The organism is Aedoeadaptatus acetigenes (assembly GCF_025566985.1).
GTDB lineage: Bacteria > Bacillota > Clostridia > Tissierellales > Peptoniphilaceae > Aedoeadaptatus > Aedoeadaptatus acetigenes.
In genome coordinates this window covers 73,315-90,863 of the sequence record NZ_JAOQJD010000001.1, presented here as the reverse complement: position 1 = coordinate 90,863, position 17,549 = coordinate 73,315, and the positions used below count along the sequence as shown (strand labels likewise).

The following is a 17,549-nucleotide window of genomic DNA, read 5'->3' as shown; positions in this document are numbered from 1 at the left end:
TGGAACGCTTCAATCGGTCCCGTCCTTTTGCTATAGTTTTAGAAGCTTAAAAGCAAGGAAAGGATGTTACCATTGAAATACACATTGAAACGCCTATTGGCACTTTTTTTATGTCTGGGAATTCTGCTTCCCGCATCGGGGGTCTTCGCTCAAAGTTACGAAAGTCCGCGAAACTTGGCGGTGGCATTGGCTCAGGGAGAAGGGGGAAGCTACGACGCCTTCACCATTACTTGGAGCAATCCCGAAGGTGTGAAGAAACAATTGGAATCGGGAAAGACCGTAGCCTACGAAATCGACAGCAAAGTCAATCTCGGCCCCTGGTCTTCGAAAAACGGGCAGAGTTTTAAAGGTGAGCTTACTTTAAATGAAAAAGACCGCGTGGAAATGAAGCTTGACGGCGCGAAGTTTTCGAATTTGGCGAATCCCGCCATCGAAAGTAAGCTTTACAGCTTCCGCGTCCGCTACATCGGTGAGGGCGAAAGCGCCTACACCAATGCGGTTTCCGTAGGCTATCGCCCGGTCTTTAACAATTCCAGTGCATGGTCCATGGAGGAATTGAGCGATGCCGGGAAGAACGGATTGATCCCGCCCTCGGTTAAGGCCGATATGAAGACGGAAATTACGCGGGAAGAATTTACGGAAGTCATCGTGCGCCTCTACGAAAAAGCGGAGCACGTCCATTTAGTGGCGGGAAAGAGCCCCTATAAGGACACGAAAAACGAATCCGTGGTCATCGCATCGCGCCTTGGATTGGTCAACGGCGTGGGCAAGGATAAATTCGCCCCCAAATCGAAGATCACCCGGGAGCAAATGGCCACCATTTTGACCCGCTTCTTAAACAGCGTGGAAGTGGAAGGGGACAAGACGATGGGTGCGCCCTTCGCCGATCACGCAAAGATCAGCCCCTACGCCCGGGAATCCGTCTACGAGCTTCAGTCTTTGGGACTAATGGAGGGCTACAAGAACAACGAATTTAAGCCCAAGACCCATGCCTCGAGAGAACAGGCCGTGGTCCTGGCGCAGCGGATCTATTCCTTTATCGAAAAGTAACCGAGTTCATAGAATGAGAAAACCGAAGGCAGCGAAAGCCTTCGGTTTTTGCATGTTTTTTGAATAATAAGAAATTAAAGCAATTTGGGCAGGAGGGTGGAAGCCAGGCCCAGGAAGATAAAAAAGCCGCACACGTCGGTGAATGTTGTGAGAAAAATCGGCGACGAAATGGCCGGATCGATTTTCAACTTGTCGAACAAGAGGGGCAAAAGGAAGCCGACGATGCCGGCGATGACCATGTTTAAAATCATGGCGGCGAAGATAATCAGGCCTAAATACACATTTTGGTACTTCAAATACAAGACGACGCCGGCGAAAAAGCCGATGACGGCGCCGTCAAAAATCCCCAGGCCGATCTCTTTTAAAACCAGGGGCAGGTCTTCTTCCAAACTGATTTCGTCGCGGGCCAAACTGGTCAAGACGATGGAGAGGGCTTGATTGCCGGCGTTTCCTCCCATCCCCGTGACGATGGGCATGGCGGCGGCGAGGGCCACCACTTGGCTGATGGTGTCTTCAAACATGCTGACCACCGCCGATGCCATAAAGGCCGTAAACAGATTGATGACGAGCCAAGGCAGGCGGCTTTTTACGGAGTGGAAGAAATTGGAGTCGAATTCTTCGTCTTTGGAAACCCCACCGATGGCCAAGATGTCTTCGTTATGTTCTTCTTCCATAACGTCGATAATGTCGTCTGAGGTAATGACGCCGAGGATGGCCTCGTTTTTATTGACGACGGGCAAATACTTTAAGTCGTATTTATAAATTAAATTCGACGCTTCTTCCTGATCCTGATCCGCATAGACGAAAAAGGGGTGGGTCTCCACGAGATCGGCCAAAGGTTTAAAGCCCGGCGCCACGAGGATCTCCCGCAAATCGACGATGCCCTGAAGGCGGTGCAAATTATCCGTAATGAAAATGGATTCGATAATTTCCGTCGTAGGGGCGATCTCCTTGATCTTTAAAAGAGCTTCGCGCACGGTAAGGGATTGTTTCAGGGAAATAAACTCCGTGGTCATAATCCCGGCGGCGCTGTCGTCGTCATAGGACAAGATCATCTTGAGAATATTCGATTCGCTTTTCTTCATATAGTTGAGAATGTCTTTTCGTTTAATCGTGGGCAAAAGCCCCAATAAATCGGCGACATCCGCATTGGTCATGTAGCTGAAAATGTCGATGAGCTCTTTCGTCGAATAGAAACCGGCCATCATAACCTGAAGCTCTTCTTCGGCATTTTCGATGAGATTGGCGATCTCTTCCGGATCCAACATAAAGAGGAAGTACTGAAGATCCGCCGAATCCAAATCCTCCAACACTTCGTCGATATCGACGGAGTGGTAGGAATCGAAGATATTCTTGGCGTTTTGTACACTGCCCTCTGTGATGCAGGCGTCGATCTTTTCTTTTAACAAATTGTAATCGGACTCATATTCCATAGTCTGTCACCTCCCGGATGGTACATAAACAGTATACCATTGAAGGACCTACGAAGTCACATTTGGTGAAAGAGAAGGTTGTTAAAAAAGAAATAAAAAGTCATAGAACTGTAACAGAGAAGTAACATAAATGACGTCTCAAATTATTACATTCTGTAACCAACTGTGTTATAATTTCAAAAGATCATTAAGAAAAATCTAATTTCGAATGGAATCGCCCGCCTTCGGGCCCTTTCAAAGCGAAGTATTTTATAAGGAGTGTTGTTACCACATGAGTCACAAGTTCAAGCTTGCCGTCGGAACGACTGCGTTGGCAATCATTTCGATCGTAGGCCTTAGAGATACCGGCGTTTTCGTGCAGGATCATAACACCACATTGTATAGCGGCAGCGAATTGAAATTCGCCGTGGAAGAACAAGCAAATATCGTCGATTCCAACGATCGCGGCTACATAGTCCAAAAGGGCAATGCCAAGGTCACCGTTCCCAAGGAAAAGATCTTGGTTACCGAAAGCAAACCTCAATATTACACGGTAAAGAAAAACGCCATCTTGAAAAAAGACGGCAAGGTCGTCCGCAACCTCTTTATCGGCGAAACCCTTCAAACGGTGAAGCACTACCCGAACACGGTAGCGGTAAATACAGAAGACGGCCTTTTCGGATCCGTTGAAAACAAATTTATCGAACCCATCGAAGGGCCTCACATGACCCCGGCCAAGGTGAAACAAAATTTAAAACTTGAAAATGCCAACGGCGTTTACCAATTGGCTAAAAACCAATCGGTTAATGTAGTGAGCTACAAAGACGGCCTCTTCATCATTCTCGATGAAGAAGGCAAGGATTTCCAAATCGATCCCAACTACCTGGACTTCGGTGAAGGCGGTGTGAAGGCCGTGCAACGTGCAGTCATTCAAAAGCAAGCGCCGGTCAAAAAGATCGCCGAACCCGTGGCCATTGCACCGAAAGTAGACGGCGCGAAGGCACAACAGGTCATCGACTCGGCATTCAGCAAAATGGGTTCTCCCTACGTATGGGGCGCCACCGGCGACGGCGGTTACGACTGCTCCGGCCTCGTGTACGCCATCTACGTCAACGAATTGGGGATTTCCCTTCCCAGAACCTCTTCCGCACAATCCCAAGTGGGCGCTCAAGTGGATCGCTCCCAATTACAACCGGGCGATTTGATTTTCTTTAACACCACGGGCAAGGGCGTCAGCCACGTCGGCATCTACATCGGCGACGATACCTTCATCCACGCCAACAGCGGCAGTGGTCGGGTAAAACAAAATAAATTATCTGAAAAGTATTATAACTCCCGTTTTGTGAACGCAACGCGCGTGTTATAATGAAGCAGAAACACGAAGAGCGGTTCGCCGCTCTTTTTTAATAGGAGGGAAAAATGAAATTTGACGTAAGCCCGCTGCGGGAGCAGCTTCTCGGCGACTTGACGGAAAAAGTCGCCGTCGCCAAGGAAAGAGGGATCGGATACAAGCTCTTAATCCTTCGCGTCGGAGACAAAAAGGCGGACATAAGCTACGAAAATTCCATTAAGAAATCGGCGGAAAAAGTGGGCATCGACGTGAAGGTCACTGCTTTCGCCGACACGGCGGGGGAAAGCGAGATTTTATCGGAAGTGAATCGCGGCAATCGGGACGAGGGCATCGGCGGGATCTTGATTTTCCATCCTCTGCCCAAGCATTTCGATGTCGAAGCCATTGACAGCGCCATTCAATCGGAAAAGGACATCGACTGTTTGAGTCCCCTGAATCAGTGGAAAATTTTCACGGGGCAGGGAAAGATCATGCCCGCCACGGCGAAAAGCGCCCTTATGATTGCAGAGGCCATGGGGGATTTAGAAGGCAAACGGGTGTTGATTATTAACCGCTCCATGGTCATCGGCAAGCCTCTGGCCATGATGCTTTTAGATAAAAACGCCACGGTAACCCTGGGCCATTCCCGCACGAAAGACATTCCCGGCTTGGCGAAAGATTACGACGTGGTGGTTTACGGCACGGGGCAGTCCCGCTGGGTGACGGCGGATTTTGTGAGCGACGATCAGTGCATTATCGACTGCGGCATCGCCTTCGACGAGAGCGGAAAATTAACCGGCGACGTGGACTTCGACGCGGTCGTGGACAAGGCGCATTTGGTGACTTCCGTGCCCGGCGGCGTGGGAAGCCTTACGAATTTACTTTTGCTGGACAATATGTTTCTCGACTAGATTTTTTCCATGAAAAAGCCCTCGCTTCATCGGCGAGGGCTGATTTTATTTTTTGCGAATAAACTTCCACAGGGCGTAGCTTTTTATAAAGCTTGCCGTGGCTTTGCGCACGGGCTTTTTCCGCATGGCCTTGGCGCCTGCCTTGGCACCTTTGGACATGGCTGCAAATTTCACGATTTTCGATAGTTTCATAACCGCCTCCTTATATGAGTACATACCCGAAGGGAGGGGCGTTTACGCAAGGGAGCCTTATCGGCGATGGGTATCCCTGTTTTGGTCGTTATCGTTGTCCTGATCCTGTTCGTCTTCATTGGCCTTTTGTGTTTCCTGATCGTACCATTCCTTGGTGTGTACTTGGCAATAGTTCGAGGGCAGGGTGTAGTAGTCCTTGGGCAGGATGCCGTCGAATGCTTTCGGATCGTAGCCCTTGGGCCGCACGAAGTAGTAGCCGTAGGTAATGGTTTCATAGGGGCAGTAGGTGGAGGCCAATTGACCGGAGACGGAGCAGATGAGTTTTCGCGTGTAGTTTTGCGTTTCCTTTGTCGGCGCCGTGTTGGGCAAGAAAGGCAGAGTCACCGTGGAGCGGGCTCTTCGGGCGTAGGTTGTGGCCAAGAGGCCGGTCTTGTCGCTCACTTCGTGCATTTCGAAATCCGCCGGAAGCTCCCAAGGCGTTCCGTCGCCCAGGATGGCCACGAGGGAAGCGTACAGGCTTTCCGTAAGGGAGCGATCTCCGGCCAAGGCGATTTTTTGAAGGTCGTTGCCCATCCACAGGCCGTAGGTGTATCGAGGCGTGGCGCCCAGGGCGAAGTAATCTGCGCGGTACTTGTTTGTGCCGGAAACGGCAAAGGCGTCGTAGCCCGATGCTCGAAGATTTTCGGCCAGGGGCGAACGGCCCAGGGCGTAGCGAAGGAGGGCGTCTTCTCGATGGATGTCCTTTGCCGCGGTCTTTCCGTGTTCGTAAAGGACGCGTCCTTTGCGGTCGGTAATCTTTTGTACGGTGTAATTGTCGGATACGCTCGGCGATGCGATGCGGGCGTAGCTGTTTGTTAGAGCCATAAGATTCATGCCGTCCACGAAATTTCCCGCCGCCATGGCGTCGTAGGTCATGTCGTGGCGCTTGGCATTTTCCTTGGGCGTCTTTACGGCGTCGTCTTGCCGCTCTCCCTTATAGAGACCGAGGCGGTTCAGATTTTTCAATACGGGATCGAAGCCGTAGCGTTCCAGAATCTTTCCGCTGATGGCCAAGCGGGTATTGGCGGCGCCGTCTGCCAGGACGTCGTAGCCGTAGAAGGAATCGGCATTGGGCCATATGATTCCGTCGACGTGCATGGGCGTGTCGTCGTAGGAGGTGGCCAGGGTGTCGCCTTCGCTTAAGGCGGCGAGGTAGGTGGTTAAAGGCACGATGGCGGTGCCCGGTTGTCGCTTGCTCGTCAGGTGATTGTAGCGGAGACGGGCGGGATCTTTTAAGTCGTTGCCTCCGGCGAGGGCCACGATGGCGCCGGTGGTATTGTCGGCGATGATCGCCGCCGATTGCGGTTGCAGGCTGCCTTTTTCCGGCAGAAGGAACAGATCGGCGGGAAGGACGAGTTCCTCTTCCGTGATTTCGATGGCGTCTTTATAGGCCTCGTAGAGTTCGCCCTGAAGGAGAAGGGTGGAAGGATTTTTCAAATCGCCCGCCTGAAACAAGGTTCCGGCGCCGGCCACGGTGCGGAGGTTGCCGTTTTCGTCTAAGTAATAGAGGTTTTTCAAAAGAAGATTGCCGTTTGATTCAGTAAAGTATTCTCCGTCGATTTCCAATCCGCCGTCGGTTTTCGTGAAGGCGCCGGCGGGAAGATGCATATTGCCCTTCTCGTCGAAGAGGGCCTCGTAGGGGTAGTAGAGCACGTGGCCTTCCTCGTCGATCATGCGGTCATTTCCGTCGGTGTTGAAGTCCACGAAGTTCGCGCCCTTGTTTTTTCCGCGGGCAATGAGGGCGGGATAAGTATCGTAGAGGGCGTCCATTTTTTTCTGGAAATCCCCCACGATGGTGGAGTGGATGGTGAGCCCTCCTTCGCGGACCTGTTTTTCCGCGGCCTGTTTGTCCATGTGGCTGATCTTCGCAAGAATGGCGACGGCCTCGTCGGAAATCACGTCGGCCACGTAGGAAGAGTAGGGCGAGGGGGGATTTTCTTTCGGCATAAAGGAAATGGGAATTTGCGCGTAGCTCTTTGCCTCCTCCGCCGTGATGTAGCCGGCTTGGTTCATGGCGCGGAGCACCACTTTTTTTCGCTCTTCGGCCCGGGGGTTTTCAATTAAATCGTAGGAGCGATCGCCGATGGTTTGCGTGGCGATGACGTTGGCGCCGTCGTTTTCTTCCGTGGGAATCCGCTTAATCGGTTGGTAGGAGGCGGGGGATTTTACGATGCCCGCCAAAAGAGCCCCTTCTTCCACGGTCAGGTCTTTGGCGTGTTTGGAGAAATAGGCATTGCTCGCCGCCTCGATGCCCTGGCTGCCCAAGCCCAAATCCACTCGGTTCAGATAGGCCTCCAAAATTGCATCTTTTCCTAATTTTTCTTCCATGCCCAAGGTTAGGTAGGCCTCCTTGATCTTTCGATCCAAGGACTGCTCGCTGCTTAAGTAGACGTTTTTTACCAATTGCTGGGTGATGGTGGAACCGCCCCGTTCGATGGCGCCGCTTTTTGCATTGGTCAGGATGCTCGCGCCCAATTGGCGAAAATCCAGGCCGTGGTGTTTGTAAAAACTCCGGTCCTCCACGGCGAGAAAGGCCTCCTTCACGTGATCCGGCACCTGATCGACAGAGATGTTTTCGCTGAAGACGGAAGGATCCACCTCGTCGATGGGATTGCCCTCGGCATCGAGTATGTAGGATGTCTGCGGAATGGACGTGGTTAAGTCGTCGAAATCAACCGGCGGCAAGTCCTTCAGTATGGACACGATCCATATGGCCACGATGCCCCCCAAAAGAACGAGAAGAAATAATATGGCCGCGAGAAGCATTTGCCATGTTTTTTTGCGGCGAAGTGTATGTTTAATCCCCATGGAAACCCCCTTTTTTGCCATTATATCATGGCCCATTGTTGCGTAGAAGTGGAAGGTTGTGTATATTTAAAAAGAAGCTTAGGCAGGAGGCAACATGGAAGAAAGAGAAAAAGTGGTGACGGCGTCGGTTTACGACGAGTCCGAAACTTACTACGAGGAAAGTTTAAAAGAATTAAACGCCCTGGTGAAAGTGGCCGGCGGCCGCGTGGTGGCATCCATCGAACAGAAGGTGCGCGCTTACAATCCGGCGACCTTAATGGGCAAGGGCAAGCTCGAGGAGCTGAAGGATTTCGTCCGGGCGGAGGACGTGGATTTGGTCATATTTGACCAAACCCTCTCCGGCGTTCAAATGCGTGAAATTGAAAAGGTGCTGGAAGTGGACGTTCTCGACCGCACGGCCCTTATATTGGACATCTTCGCTTCCCGTGCGAAAACCGATGTGGGCAAGCTCCAGGTCTATTTGGCTCAGCTGGAATACGGCAAGAGCCACTTAATCGGCAAGAAAAACTATTCCCGCTTAGGTGGCGGCATCGGCACCAGGGGCCCCGGGGAACAGAAGCTGGAAATCGACCGCCGGCGCATCGCAGGAGACATTCAGCGGGTAAAAAAGAAGCTGAAACAGGCGCGAAAGATTCGCGACACGGGACGAAAAAATCGCATAAGTTCCCAAGTACCGGCCATTGCCCTGGTGGGCTACACCAATGCGGGAAAGTCCTCGGTGATGAATCGGCTCTTGAAAGAATCCAATGCAAAAGGACGGGAGGTTTATGTGGAAGACATGCCCTTTGCCTCCCTGGATCCCGACACCCGGCGCATTCGTCTGCCCGACGGCTTGGTGGTCTACGTGACGGACACCGTGGGTTTTATTTCCAACCTGCCCACGACCTTGGTGGAGGCCTTTCACACCACCTTGGAAGAATTGAAGGAATCGGATCTCATCGTCCACGTCATCGACGGTTCGGCGGAGGATGCGGCCCTTCGCTACGAGACGACCAGGAAGCTCTTAAATGACCTCGGTGCCGCCGACGTGCCTAGCCTTCTCTTCGTCAATAAAAAGGATTTAATGGAGGGCAAGAAACTGCCCTTTATGCCGGCGGAAGAGACGGTGATCTACGGATCCTGCAAGCACGACAGGGATTTCGATTACTTTTACGACGCCGTGCAAAGGAAAGTGGAAGACCTTTACGTAAAGGTGGATTTAAAATTTTCCTTCAATGAAATGGATCGTGTGGAGGCCGTAAAAGCCAATTACCCGGTGGAGCGCCTGGACTACGATGCCGACGGCGTCACCATGACGGCCACCTTGCCGAAGCGGGTCTACGACCGAATGAAACCCTATATAAGGAGGCGCTATGTATAAAACCGTCTATCGAAGGGGCGAGAGCCGACTAATCGAAAAGAAATCCGAATTCATCGGTCGCGTGGCCTATGCCGCGACGAAAGAGGCGGCGGAGGCATTTATCCGTGCCATTCGTGAAATGGAAAAAGACGCCACCCACAATTGCACCGCCTACATTATCGGCGAAGAGGGGCTGATTCAAAAATACGACGACGACGGCGAACCCCAAAAGACGGCGGGGCCGCCCATACTGGAAGTGCTGAAGCGCAACGAGCTGAGAAATGTGGTCTGCGTCGTGACCCGCTACTTCGGCGGCACCCTGCTCGGAGCCGGCGGCTTGATCCGCGCCTATTCCTCGGCGGCATCGGAGGCTTTAGTCGATGCGAAGATCGTGGAAATGCACGAAGCCGTGGACATCACCTTCTCCTACGCCTACACGGCCCACGGCGCCATCGAAAATTACATGCGGGAGCGTGGCTATCCCGTCTTGAATTGCGCCTTCAGCGATCAAGTACAAGTGACGACGACGGTGTATAAATCGGGAAAAGAAGCCTTTGAATCTTATTTACAAGACGCCACCTCAGGCGAAGTTGTTATAATAGAAGAAAAAGAAACTGAGCGGCCGGTCTACGAAAAAAAGATGCTCGTAGACGATGTGGCCTACGACCAAATACTTTATGGAGGCAAGAATGAAGCAAGAGATTGATGCAGTAGTTCAATGGATGAGAGAAACCGTAGCGGCCGCCCATGCCGACGGCGTGGTCTTCGGATTAAGCGGGGGCATCGACTCCGCCGTGGTGGCCGGGATCGCCAAGCGCGCCTTCGGCGACAACGCCTTGGGCATTATTATGCCCATCGACTCCAATCCCCAAGACGAAAAAGACGCCCGTCTCGTGGCTGAAAGCCTGGATCTTAATGTGGAAAAAGTGGATTTGACGAAGACCTTTCACGCCCTCGTAGACGCATCCTTTGAAAGCGATGTTGCCATGGCGAGAGCCAATGTGAAGCCGCGCCTGCGCACGACGACCCTGTATTATTACGCCCAAGACAGAAACTATTTGGTCTGCGGCTGCTCCAATGCCAGCGAATACTACATCGGCTACTTTACAAAATACGGCGACTCCGCTTGCGACCTCATGCCCATTGTGGATTTCGTGAAATCGGAAGTGGTGGAACTGGCCAAAACATTGGGCCTGCCCAAGGAAGTCATCGAGAAAAAACCCACGGCGGGCCTCTATGCCGGCCAAACCGACGAAGACGACATGGGCTTTACCTACGCCGAACTGGACGCCGCCGTGCGGGGACACAACGAGGGCGAGCACAAAGAGGCCATTGCCCGGCGCCACAAAACCAGTGCCCACAAACGGGCATTGCCGCCGAAATTTGAAAGATAAGGGGCGCGCGTGTTATAATTAACCGTTATAAACAAAGGAGGTAACTATGTCAGGACATTCGAAATGGCACAACATTAAAAATAAAAAAGGAAAGGCCGACGCCAAGCGCGGCAAGATCTTTACGAAAATGGCGAGAAAAATCGCCGTAGCTGTAAAAGAAGGGGGCGACGATCCCGATTACAATCCCGCCCTGAAGGCGGCCATCGACAGCGCCAAAGCGGAAAACATGCCCAACGACAACATCGAACGGGCCATTAAAAAAGCCGCCGGCGAAGGCGACGACGGCAACTACGAATCCATTACCTACGAAGGCTACGGTCCCTCGGGCATCGCCGTCATGGTGCAATGCTTGACGGACAATCGCAACCGTACGGCACCGGATGTGCGCCACGCTTTCGATAAACACGGCGGCAATTTGGGAACCGACGGCTCCGTCTCCTTCCTCTTCGACCGCAAGGGCCAATTGGGGATCGAAATTAAAGAGGGCATGGATCCGGAAGTCGTGGAAATGGATGCCATCGAAGCAGGCGCCGAAGACATTCGCACAGAAGACGGGGGCATCGAAATTATTACCTCGCCGGAAGATTACCAAACCGTGCGGAAGAATTTGGAAGAGGCGGGCTACGAATTCGTCATCTCCGAAATCACCTACCTGCCTCAAACCACCACGGTTTTAGAGGATCCGGAAGACCGCAAGAAAATGGCGAAACTCATCGACCAATTGGAAGAAAATGACGACGTACAGGAAGTCATTCACAATTGGGAAAACGACGACGAAGACGACGAATGAGGTGGATTTTAGCTACGCTCGTGGCTGTGAGCTTCACTTTTCTGTTGTTCGGCACGGCCACGGACTCGGTCAGTGGAAACGAGGCCTATTACCACCGCCAAATGATTGAAAATAAAATTCCGGCGGAGACGGGAAAGTCCTTGAAGGAATTGGACAGAATCTCCGCGGCGCTGCGCGTTTATTTAAAGCAGGGCGATCCTCGGGTGTTGACCCCGCATTTCAACGAGAATGAAGTGGATCACATGGCGGACGTATACGCTCTGTTTCACCTCATGCGCAGACTCTGTGTTGCAGCGACAGTTGTGGCCACCACCGGCTTTTTTGCCTTGGCGAAAAAATTCGGCGTGAAAGAAGGATTGAGAAGCATCGGGCGGGCTGCCCTCGCGTTGGTCGCCACATTTCTTATATTAGGCGGCGGCATCGCCATGAATTTCACCGAGGCCTGGTACACCTTCCACACCCTCTTTTTCTCCAACAAGCTCTGGCTAATGGATCCGGCCACGGATCTGATGATCAAAATGCTTCCGGAGGCTTTTTTCTTCGGCATGGTCAAACAAATCGGCCTGATTATGGCAGTGGGGCTTCTGATCGTGGCCTCCTTTGCCTTTTTGAAAGGAAGTAAACATGAGATTAAATAAAACCATCGACCACACCATCTTAAATCCCGATGCGACGAAAGACGAAGTCATTAAAGTCATCGATGAAGCCAAGGCCTATGACTTCGCCTCCGTCTGTTTGGAGCCCTGCTGGGTCACTCTCGCGGCTGAGCGATTGGCGGATTCCGAGGTGAAGGTGTGCACGGTCATCGGCTTTCCCTTGGGGGCCAATACGAAAACAGTAAAGGCATTCGAAGCGAAGGAAGCCGTGGAAAACGGCGCCGACGAAGTGGATATGGTACTGAATATCGGCGCATTAAAAAGCGGCGAATATGATTTGGTTCTCGAAGACATGAAGGCCGTAAGGGAAGCGGCGAAAGATGCCGTGGTCAAAGTCATTTTGGAAACTTGCCTTCTCACCGATGAAGAAAAGAAGAAGGCCTGCGCCTTGGCCAAAGAGGCGGGCATGGATTTCGTGAAGACCTCCACGGGCTTTTCTACGGCCGGCGCCACGACAGAAGATGTAAAGCTCATGCGTGAAGCCGTGGGCGATGCCATGGGCGTGAAAGCCAGCGGCGGCATTCGGGACAGAGAAACCGCCGAAGCCATGATCGCCGCCGGTGCGAGCCGAATCGGCGCGTCGAAGTCCATCGCCATCGTAGGAGAATAAAGTGAATCCCGTAGCATTTACCCTCTTCGGTTTAGAGGTGCGCTGGTACGGCATCTTTATCGCCTGTGGCGCTCTGCTCGCCATCTTTTTTGCGGAAAAGCTCATCGAGCGAAATCCCCGCGTGCCCAAAGAGGCGGTGGTGGACGTGAGCATTTTCGCCTTGCCCTTAGGCATTATCGGCGCCAGGGCTTATTACGTCTTTTTTGAATGGGAGTATTACAGCGCCCACCTGTCCGAGGTGCTCGCCATACGAAACGGCGGCTTGGCCATACACGGTGGCCTCCTCGGAGGTTCCCTGGCCATATTTATTTACTGCCTCGCGAAAAAAATCAGCTTTTTCGAGCTCATGGACATGTTGGCCCCCGGCGTCGTCTTGGCACAGGGCATCGGCCGTTGGGGGAACTTTATGAACGGCGAAGCCCACGGCGGCGTCACCACCGTTCCCTGGGCAATTAATGTGGGCGGGCAAATGGTCCATCCTACCTTTCTTTACGAATCCATTTTAGATGTGGGGATTTTTCTCTTTCTCTACTTCTGTCTTTCGAAGAAACGTCGCTTCCCCGGCGAGCTGGCCGGCGCGTACATGATTCTCTACGGCATCGGCCGCTTCTTTATCGAAGGCCTCCGCACGGACAGCCTCTACATCGGCCCGCTTCGCACGGCGCAAGTGGTAAGCATCATCGGCATTTTCTTGGGCATCCTCTTGTTAATTGTGCAGTCCAAGCGAATTAAAACGGGCGATTATGCCCTGAAGGAAGAGAAGGCAGCGACAAATAAATAAATTCATCGGAGAAACCACCTTTTTTGGGTGGTTTTTTTATTTTGCGCTTGAATACCCAATTAAATGGTGTAAAATATAATTAAGTGGGAGAGAGTGGTAGAAAAGGGTTTAAGTGGGGGCACTATGTTCTTCGGTGAAGTAAAACATACCATCGACACAAAAGGGCGCTTGGTCTTGCCGGCGAAATTTCGCGACGGCATCCGTGACGGCTACGTCATGACCAAGGGCTTGGATCAGTGCATCTTTTTATTCCCCATGGACGAATGGCGCCGCATGGAAGAGAAGTTAAAGACCCTGCCCCTCACTCATAAAGACGCCCGCGCCTTCGTGCGCTACTTCTTCTCCGGGGCATGTGACGGCGAACTGGACAAACAGGGCCGCGTGCGCATTCCCCAGAATCTCACGGACTACGCGAAACTCGACGGAAGCGCGGTTATTATCGGCGTTGGCACCCGCATGGAAATTTGGTCCGACAGCTTGTGGAACGACTACACGGAAGACGAGTCCCTGTCCTACGACAACATCGCCCAACAACTGTCCGATCTCGGAATTTAGGAGGGACCATGGAATTTAAACACGAGCCCGTTCTAATGAACGAGGTTATCGAGGGATTAAAGATACGACCCGACGGCACCTACGTGGACGGCACCTTAGGGGGCGCCGGGCACAGCGGCGAAATTTTAAAGCGATTGGATAGCGGCCTGCTTGTGGGCATCGATCAAGACGATGCTGCCCTCGCCGCGGCGAGAAAGCATTTGGAAAGCATCGGCGAAAACTTTCAATTGGTGAAGGGCAATTTCGTCGACATGCCGGCTATTTTAAAAGCGTTACATATCGAGGAAGTGGACGGGATTCTCCTGGACATCGGCGTCAGTTCCCATCAATTCGACTCGGCGGAGCGGGGGTTCAGCTATCGCTTCGACGGCCCGCTGGACATGCGCATGGACAGGACCATGTCTTTGCGCGCCTACGACATCGTGAACACGTACAGCGAAAAGGATCTGGCGAAAATCATCAAAAGCTACGGGGAAGAGCGCTGGGCCGATCGCATCGCGCAATTTATCGTGAAAGAGCGCAAGGAAGCGCCCATCGCCACCACCTTCCAATTGGTGACGGTTATAAAAAAAGCCATCCCGAAAAAAGTGCGGCAAGAGGGTGGCCATCCGGCGAAGAAAACGTTTCAAGCCCTGCGCATCGCCGTAAATCGGGAGCTGGACGTGTTGGAATCGTCGATTCCTGAGATGGTCCGCCTCCTAAAGCCCGGCGGACGGCTGGGAATCATCACCTTCCATTCCCTGGAAGACAGAATCGTGAAAAACAGTTTTCAATATTTATATAAAGATTGCATCTGTCCGCCGAGGCAACCCATTTGCACCTGCGGAAAGAAGCGTGAGATCGAAATCGTAACGAGAAAGCCCGTCACGGCATCGAATGAAGAACTCAAACGAAATCATCGGGCCCATTCGGCGAAGCTGCGTATAGCTGAAAAAATTTAGGGGGAGTGTTATAATGAAACGAGTCGAAAAGAAACGTCCCCGCCTGAGGCCCGCGAAAGGTCCGAAGCGGAAGTGGATGTCCCGTTCTGCCCTTTTCGGGATTCTTTTGTGCATGGTGGGCATCACCGCCTGTCTGCAACTGAGGGCCCATACGCAGATCGCCCTGTTAAATGCAGCTATCGAGGCACAAAACAAGGCGTTGGTCGATATGGACAAAACTTACAGGGACATGAATGCCGACTTAGATGAAATAAAAAATTCAGACGAGATCATGAAAAAAGCGAAATTTCAGCTGGGGATGGTCTATCCCGACAACGATCAGGTAAAATACATCGACGTGAAAGTACGCAACGAGGAAAACGACGTAAACGAGAACGTCTACCTGAACCCGGTGATCTCGGTTTTGCATATTTTCAAATAAACAGTGGGAGGCTCTTGTGGGGGAGCAGAAAAGTAAACAAACGAAAAGAGTGAGGAAGAGAAAAAGAGATCGTCGATTTCTTTTAAACCATCTCCGAAAGATGGACAGAAAAGTGGCGTTTCTATATGTATTTCTCTGCTTGCTCTTTTTTATTTTGTGGGTGCGCGTAGGCTATTTACAAATCGTCGACGCCGACAATCTGACCCGCGAGGCCCTGGCACTGACGACGAAAAGCGTCAAGCGTCCCGAGCGGGGCTTAATTTTTGATGCCGACGGAAACAAATTGGTGGGAAACATCAGCAAATCCGACATCTACATCGACACGAATATCTTGGCCGGCGCGAAGGACAGTCAGAAGGAGCGGGAAAAGCTTCGGCGCCTCGCCCTGAAGACCCTGGACATGACCGAGGCGAAGTTCGACGAGCGCATGGAAAAAAGCGGCTATGTCCTGCTGAAAAACAATGTGGAACGCTCTGTGGCCCTGCGACTGAAGGATTCGGATATACCCGGCCTCGTCGTGGAAGATTTCGAGGCTCGCACCTATCCCAACAACGATTTGGCTTCCTTGGTCATCGGCTTTGCGGGAAAAGAAGGAGACGGCCGCTACGGCATCGAAAAATATTACGACGACGCGCTTCGTCTCGCGCCGACCTTCGGCAAGAAAAAGGACAGTCAAGTGCCCATTAACGCCGGCGCCAATTTAAAGCTGACGATTTCCGAATCCCTTCAGCGAAAAGTGGAAGATGTCTTGGACAGTCACCAGGAAAAAAAGCACGCCCACCGCATGACGGCCATTGTGCAGGAGACGCAGACCGGCGCCATTCGCGCCATGGCTTCCACCGACGACTACGACTTAAACCACCCGAGCAGGCCGACGACGAAAGAGCAGAAGGCCGTGTGGAAGGATTTAAAAGACGAGCAGCGGTCGAAGATTCTGTTCGACAACTGGCGAAATTTTTCCGTGAGCGACACCTACGAGCCCGGTTCTACCTTTAAAACCATTACGGCTGCGGCGGCGCTGGAAGAAGACACCACCAATCCGAAAAAGCACTACTACTGCACCGGCTACGTCCGCGACATTCCCGGCGTCACCATCACCTGTACATCCCTTCCCAATCCCCACGGAGACATTACCATGGATAAGGCCTTTTCCGAATCCTGCAATGTAACCTTTGTGAACATTGCCAGAGAGCTTTCGAAAGAAGGGCTGTTTAAGTACATTCAGGCCTTCGGCTTCGGCGAAGAGACGGGGATCGACCTGCCTGCGGAACAAAAAGGCATCGTCCCGACGAATATAAAAGAAATTAACGAAGCCCGCCTGGCAACCATGAGTTACGGCCACGGCATCGCCGTAACGCCGATCCAAATGGTGACGGCGGTCTCGGCCGTGGCCAACGGCGGCTACCTTCTGAAGCCCTATGTGGTGGATGAGATTCAAGACGTAAGCGGCAATGTTTTGGTGAAACAGGGGCGCACCGTCCGTCGCCAGGTTATCAGCGAAACCACCAGCGAAACCATGCGCACCCTACTGACCCACGTGGTGGATCACGGCACGGGCACCATGGGCGCGGTGAATCGCTACCACGTCGGCGGCAAGACGGGAACCGCGGGGAAGGTATCGGACACCGGCGGCTACGAAAAGGATAAATACATCAGCTCCTTTGTATCCGTGGCTCCTATCGAAGACCCCAAATACACAGTGCTCGTCATCGTCGAAGAACCGGAAGGGGATTACTTCGGCGGCACCGTGGCGGCGCCCATCGCTTCGGAAATTATGGCGGCGGCCCTTCAGGAAGGGGACGTTCCGCCGACGGGAAGCGACCAATCGAAAAAGGTAAAGAAAGTCATCGTCCCCGATGTGAAGAACCTGCTCTTAGAAGATGCAGGGAAGGTGTTGACCGACGCGGGTCTTAAATTCAACATGGCCTCGGAAAATGTCGGCGATTTCGGCATGGTCATTCAACAAGCCCCGGAAGCGGGGACGGAAGTGGATGAAAACACCATCGTCGATTTAAAGATCGACCCCAACGACGGAAGAGAGCGCACCGTTCCCAATTTCAGGGGAAAGACGAAGCAGGAAGTGGAAAAGATTCTTGAATCCTCCAAGCTGGATTACGTTTTGGAAGGGGAAGGCACGGTGGTGAGCCAAGAGCCTTTGGCCGGCGACATCTTGCCGAAAGGCGCAAAAATCCACATTCGATTTGAAGCCGATGTCAGGGACAAACCATCCGATAACAATGCCGACGGAAACAATCGTCGAGAGGCGAAAGAAAAGACAAACAAGGCCCGAAACAAGGCCGGTAACAATTAAAGGAGTAGG

17 protein-coding genes are annotated in these 17,549 nt (G+C 52.4%); 14 read left to right on the top strand and 3 right to left on the bottom strand.

Going from position 1 to position 17,549, the window contains the following annotated elements; genetic code table 11:
• The first annotated feature begins 72 nt into the window (after positions 1 to 72).
• A complete protein-coding gene (locus OCV31_RS00480) occupies positions 73 to 1,050 on the top strand; it encodes an S-layer homology domain-containing protein (protein WP_267303711.1) in 978 nt (325 codons plus the stop codon).
• Positions 1,051 to 1,124: 74 nt separating this feature from the next.
• Here the strand turns inward: OCV31_RS00480 and mgtE are convergent, their stop codons facing one another.
• Positions 1,125 to 2,483: a magnesium transporter gene (gene mgtE, locus OCV31_RS00475; protein WP_148471565.1), complete on the bottom strand. Its 1,359-nt coding sequence runs from the start codon at positions 2,481 to 2,483 to the stop codon at positions 1,125 to 1,127.
• 310 nt (positions 2,484 to 2,793) lie between these two features.
• Here mgtE and OCV31_RS00470 point away from each other — a divergent pair, with 310 nt between their 5' ends.
• Positions 2,794 to 3,828 carry a C40 family peptidase gene (locus tag OCV31_RS00470; protein ID WP_267303710.1) on the top strand — a complete coding sequence of 345 codons (1,035 nt, stop codon included), beginning with the start codon at positions 2,794 to 2,796 and terminating at the stop codon, positions 3,826 to 3,828.
• A gap of 53 nt (positions 3,829 to 3,881) precedes the next feature.
• On the top strand, positions 3,882 to 4,703 hold the full coding sequence (locus OCV31_RS00465; RefSeq protein ID WP_148471561.1) for a bifunctional 5,10-methylenetetrahydrofolate dehydrogenase/5,10-methenyltetrahydrofolate cyclohydrolase: 822 nt from the start codon (positions 3,882 to 3,884) through the stop codon (positions 4,701 to 4,703).
• Between the two features lie 45 nt (positions 4,704 to 4,748).
• Here OCV31_RS00465 and OCV31_RS00460 read toward each other — a convergent pair whose 3' ends face one another.
• Both OCV31_RS00460 and OCV31_RS00455 read right to left on the bottom strand, forming a co-directional pair.
• Positions 4,749 to 4,895: a hypothetical protein gene (locus OCV31_RS00460; RefSeq protein ID WP_267303709.1), complete on the bottom strand. Its 147-nt coding sequence runs from the start codon at positions 4,893 to 4,895 to the stop codon at positions 4,749 to 4,751.
• A 57-nt stretch (positions 4,896 to 4,952) separates the two neighbouring features.
• Complete coding sequence (locus OCV31_RS00455; RefSeq protein WP_267303708.1) at positions 4,953 to 7,742, bottom strand: transglycosylase domain-containing protein; 2,790 nt, start codon at positions 7,740 to 7,742, stop codon at positions 4,953 to 4,955.
• A gap of 94 nt (positions 7,743 to 7,836) precedes the next feature.
• Between OCV31_RS00455 and hflX the strand changes: the two genes are divergently transcribed.
• The 11 genes from hflX (at position 7,837) to OCV31_RS00400 (ending at position 17,540) form a co-directional block, all read left to right on the top strand.
• Positions 7,837 to 9,102, top strand: coding sequence for a GTPase HflX (gene hflX / locus OCV31_RS00450; protein WP_148471557.1), 1,266 nt, complete (start codon positions 7,837 to 7,839; stop codon positions 9,100 to 9,102).
• A complete protein-coding gene (locus OCV31_RS00445; protein WP_148471555.1) occupies positions 9,095 to 9,787 on the top strand; it encodes a YigZ family protein in 693 nt (230 codons plus the stop codon). The genes hflX and OCV31_RS00445 overlap by 8 nt, the downstream gene beginning before the upstream one ends.
• On the top strand, positions 9,771 to 10,475 hold the full coding sequence (gene nadE / locus OCV31_RS00440) for an NAD(+) synthase (protein WP_267303707.1): 705 nt from the start codon (positions 9,771 to 9,773) through the stop codon (positions 10,473 to 10,475). The genes OCV31_RS00445 and nadE overlap by 17 nt, the downstream gene beginning before the upstream one ends.
• Positions 10,476 to 10,521: 46 nt before the next feature.
• Positions 10,522 to 11,265 carry a YebC/PmpR family DNA-binding transcriptional regulator gene (locus tag OCV31_RS00435; RefSeq protein WP_148471551.1) on the top strand — a complete coding sequence of 248 codons (744 nt, stop codon included), beginning with the start codon at positions 10,522 to 10,524 and terminating at the stop codon, positions 11,263 to 11,265.
• Positions 11,262 to 11,903, top strand: coding sequence for a TIGR01906 family membrane protein (locus OCV31_RS00430; RefSeq protein WP_148471549.1), 642 nt, complete (start codon positions 11,262 to 11,264; stop codon positions 11,901 to 11,903). The genes OCV31_RS00435 and OCV31_RS00430 overlap by 4 nt, the downstream gene beginning before the upstream one ends.
• Positions 11,890 to 12,531 (top strand): deoxyribose-phosphate aldolase, encoded by a 642-nt coding sequence (gene deoC, locus OCV31_RS00425; protein WP_148471547.1) that lies wholly within the window; start codon positions 11,890 to 11,892, stop codon positions 12,529 to 12,531. The genes OCV31_RS00430 and deoC overlap by 14 nt, the downstream gene beginning before the upstream one ends.
• A gap of 1 nt (position 12,532) precedes the next feature.
• Complete coding sequence (gene lgt, locus OCV31_RS00420) at positions 12,533 to 13,312, top strand: prolipoprotein diacylglyceryl transferase (RefSeq protein ID WP_148471545.1); 780 nt, start codon at positions 12,533 to 12,535, stop codon at positions 13,310 to 13,312.
• Between the two features lie 123 nt (positions 13,313 to 13,435).
• Positions 13,436 to 13,867 carry a division/cell wall cluster transcriptional repressor MraZ gene (mraZ, locus tag OCV31_RS00415; RefSeq protein ID WP_108830935.1) on the top strand — a complete coding sequence of 144 codons (432 nt, stop codon included), beginning with the start codon at positions 13,436 to 13,438 and terminating at the stop codon, positions 13,865 to 13,867.
• Between the two features lie 8 nt (positions 13,868 to 13,875).
• Positions 13,876 to 14,808, top strand: coding sequence for a 16S rRNA (cytosine(1402)-N(4))-methyltransferase RsmH (gene rsmH, locus OCV31_RS00410; RefSeq protein WP_148471543.1), 933 nt, complete (start codon positions 13,876 to 13,878; stop codon positions 14,806 to 14,808).
• A 13-nt stretch (positions 14,809 to 14,821) separates the two neighbouring features.
• Positions 14,822 to 15,229: a hypothetical protein gene (locus OCV31_RS00405; protein ID WP_148471541.1), complete on the top strand. Its 408-nt coding sequence runs from the start codon at positions 14,822 to 14,824 to the stop codon at positions 15,227 to 15,229.
• A gap of 100 nt (positions 15,230 to 15,329) precedes the next feature.
• Positions 15,330 to 17,540 (top strand): PASTA domain-containing penicillin-binding protein, encoded by a 2,211-nt coding sequence (locus tag OCV31_RS00400; RefSeq protein ID WP_148471539.1) that lies wholly within the window; start codon positions 15,330 to 15,332, stop codon positions 17,538 to 17,540.
• The last annotated feature ends 9 nt before the right edge of the window (positions 17,541 to 17,549 follow it).

Coding starts and splice junctions, on each gene's coding strand:
- OCV31_RS00430 (WP_148471549.1), top strand. CDS start 11,262: ATGAGGTGGATTTTAGCTACGCTCGTGGCTGTGAGCTTCACTTTTCTG.
- OCV31_RS00405 (WP_148471541.1), top strand. CDS start 14,822: ATGAAACGAGTCGAAAAGAAACGTCCCCGCCTGAGGCCCGCGAAAGGT.
- OCV31_RS00445 (WP_148471555.1), top strand. CDS start 9,095: ATGTATAAAACCGTCTATCGAAGGGGCGAGAGCCGACTAATCGAAAAG.
- deoC (WP_148471547.1), top strand. CDS start 11,890: ATGAGATTAAATAAAACCATCGACCACACCATCTTAAATCCCGATGCG.
- mraZ (WP_108830935.1), top strand. CDS start 13,436: ATGTTCTTCGGTGAAGTAAAACATACCATCGACACAAAAGGGCGCTTG.
- OCV31_RS00455 (WP_267303708.1), bottom strand. CDS start 7,742: ATGGGGATTAAACATACACTTCGCCGCAAAAAAACATGGCAAATGCTT.
- OCV31_RS00400 (WP_148471539.1), top strand. CDS start 15,330: ATGGACAGAAAAGTGGCGTTTCTATATGTATTTCTCTGCTTGCTCTTT.
- OCV31_RS00465 (WP_148471561.1), top strand. CDS start 3,882: ATGAAATTTGACGTAAGCCCGCTGCGGGAGCAGCTTCTCGGCGACTTG.
- OCV31_RS00460 (WP_267303709.1), bottom strand. CDS start 4,895: ATGAAACTATCGAAAATCGTGAAATTTGCAGCCATGTCCAAAGGTGCC.
- mgtE (WP_148471565.1), bottom strand. CDS start 2,483: ATGGAATATGAGTCCGATTACAATTTGTTAAAAGAAAAGATCGACGCC.
- OCV31_RS00435 (WP_148471551.1), top strand. CDS start 10,522: ATGTCAGGACATTCGAAATGGCACAACATTAAAAATAAAAAAGGAAAG.
- rsmH (WP_148471543.1), top strand. CDS start 13,876: ATGGAATTTAAACACGAGCCCGTTCTAATGAACGAGGTTATCGAGGGA.
- hflX (WP_148471557.1), top strand. CDS start 7,837: ATGGAAGAAAGAGAAAAAGTGGTGACGGCGTCGGTTTACGACGAGTCC.
- nadE (WP_267303707.1), top strand. CDS start 9,771: ATGAAGCAAGAGATTGATGCAGTAGTTCAATGGATGAGAGAAACCGTA.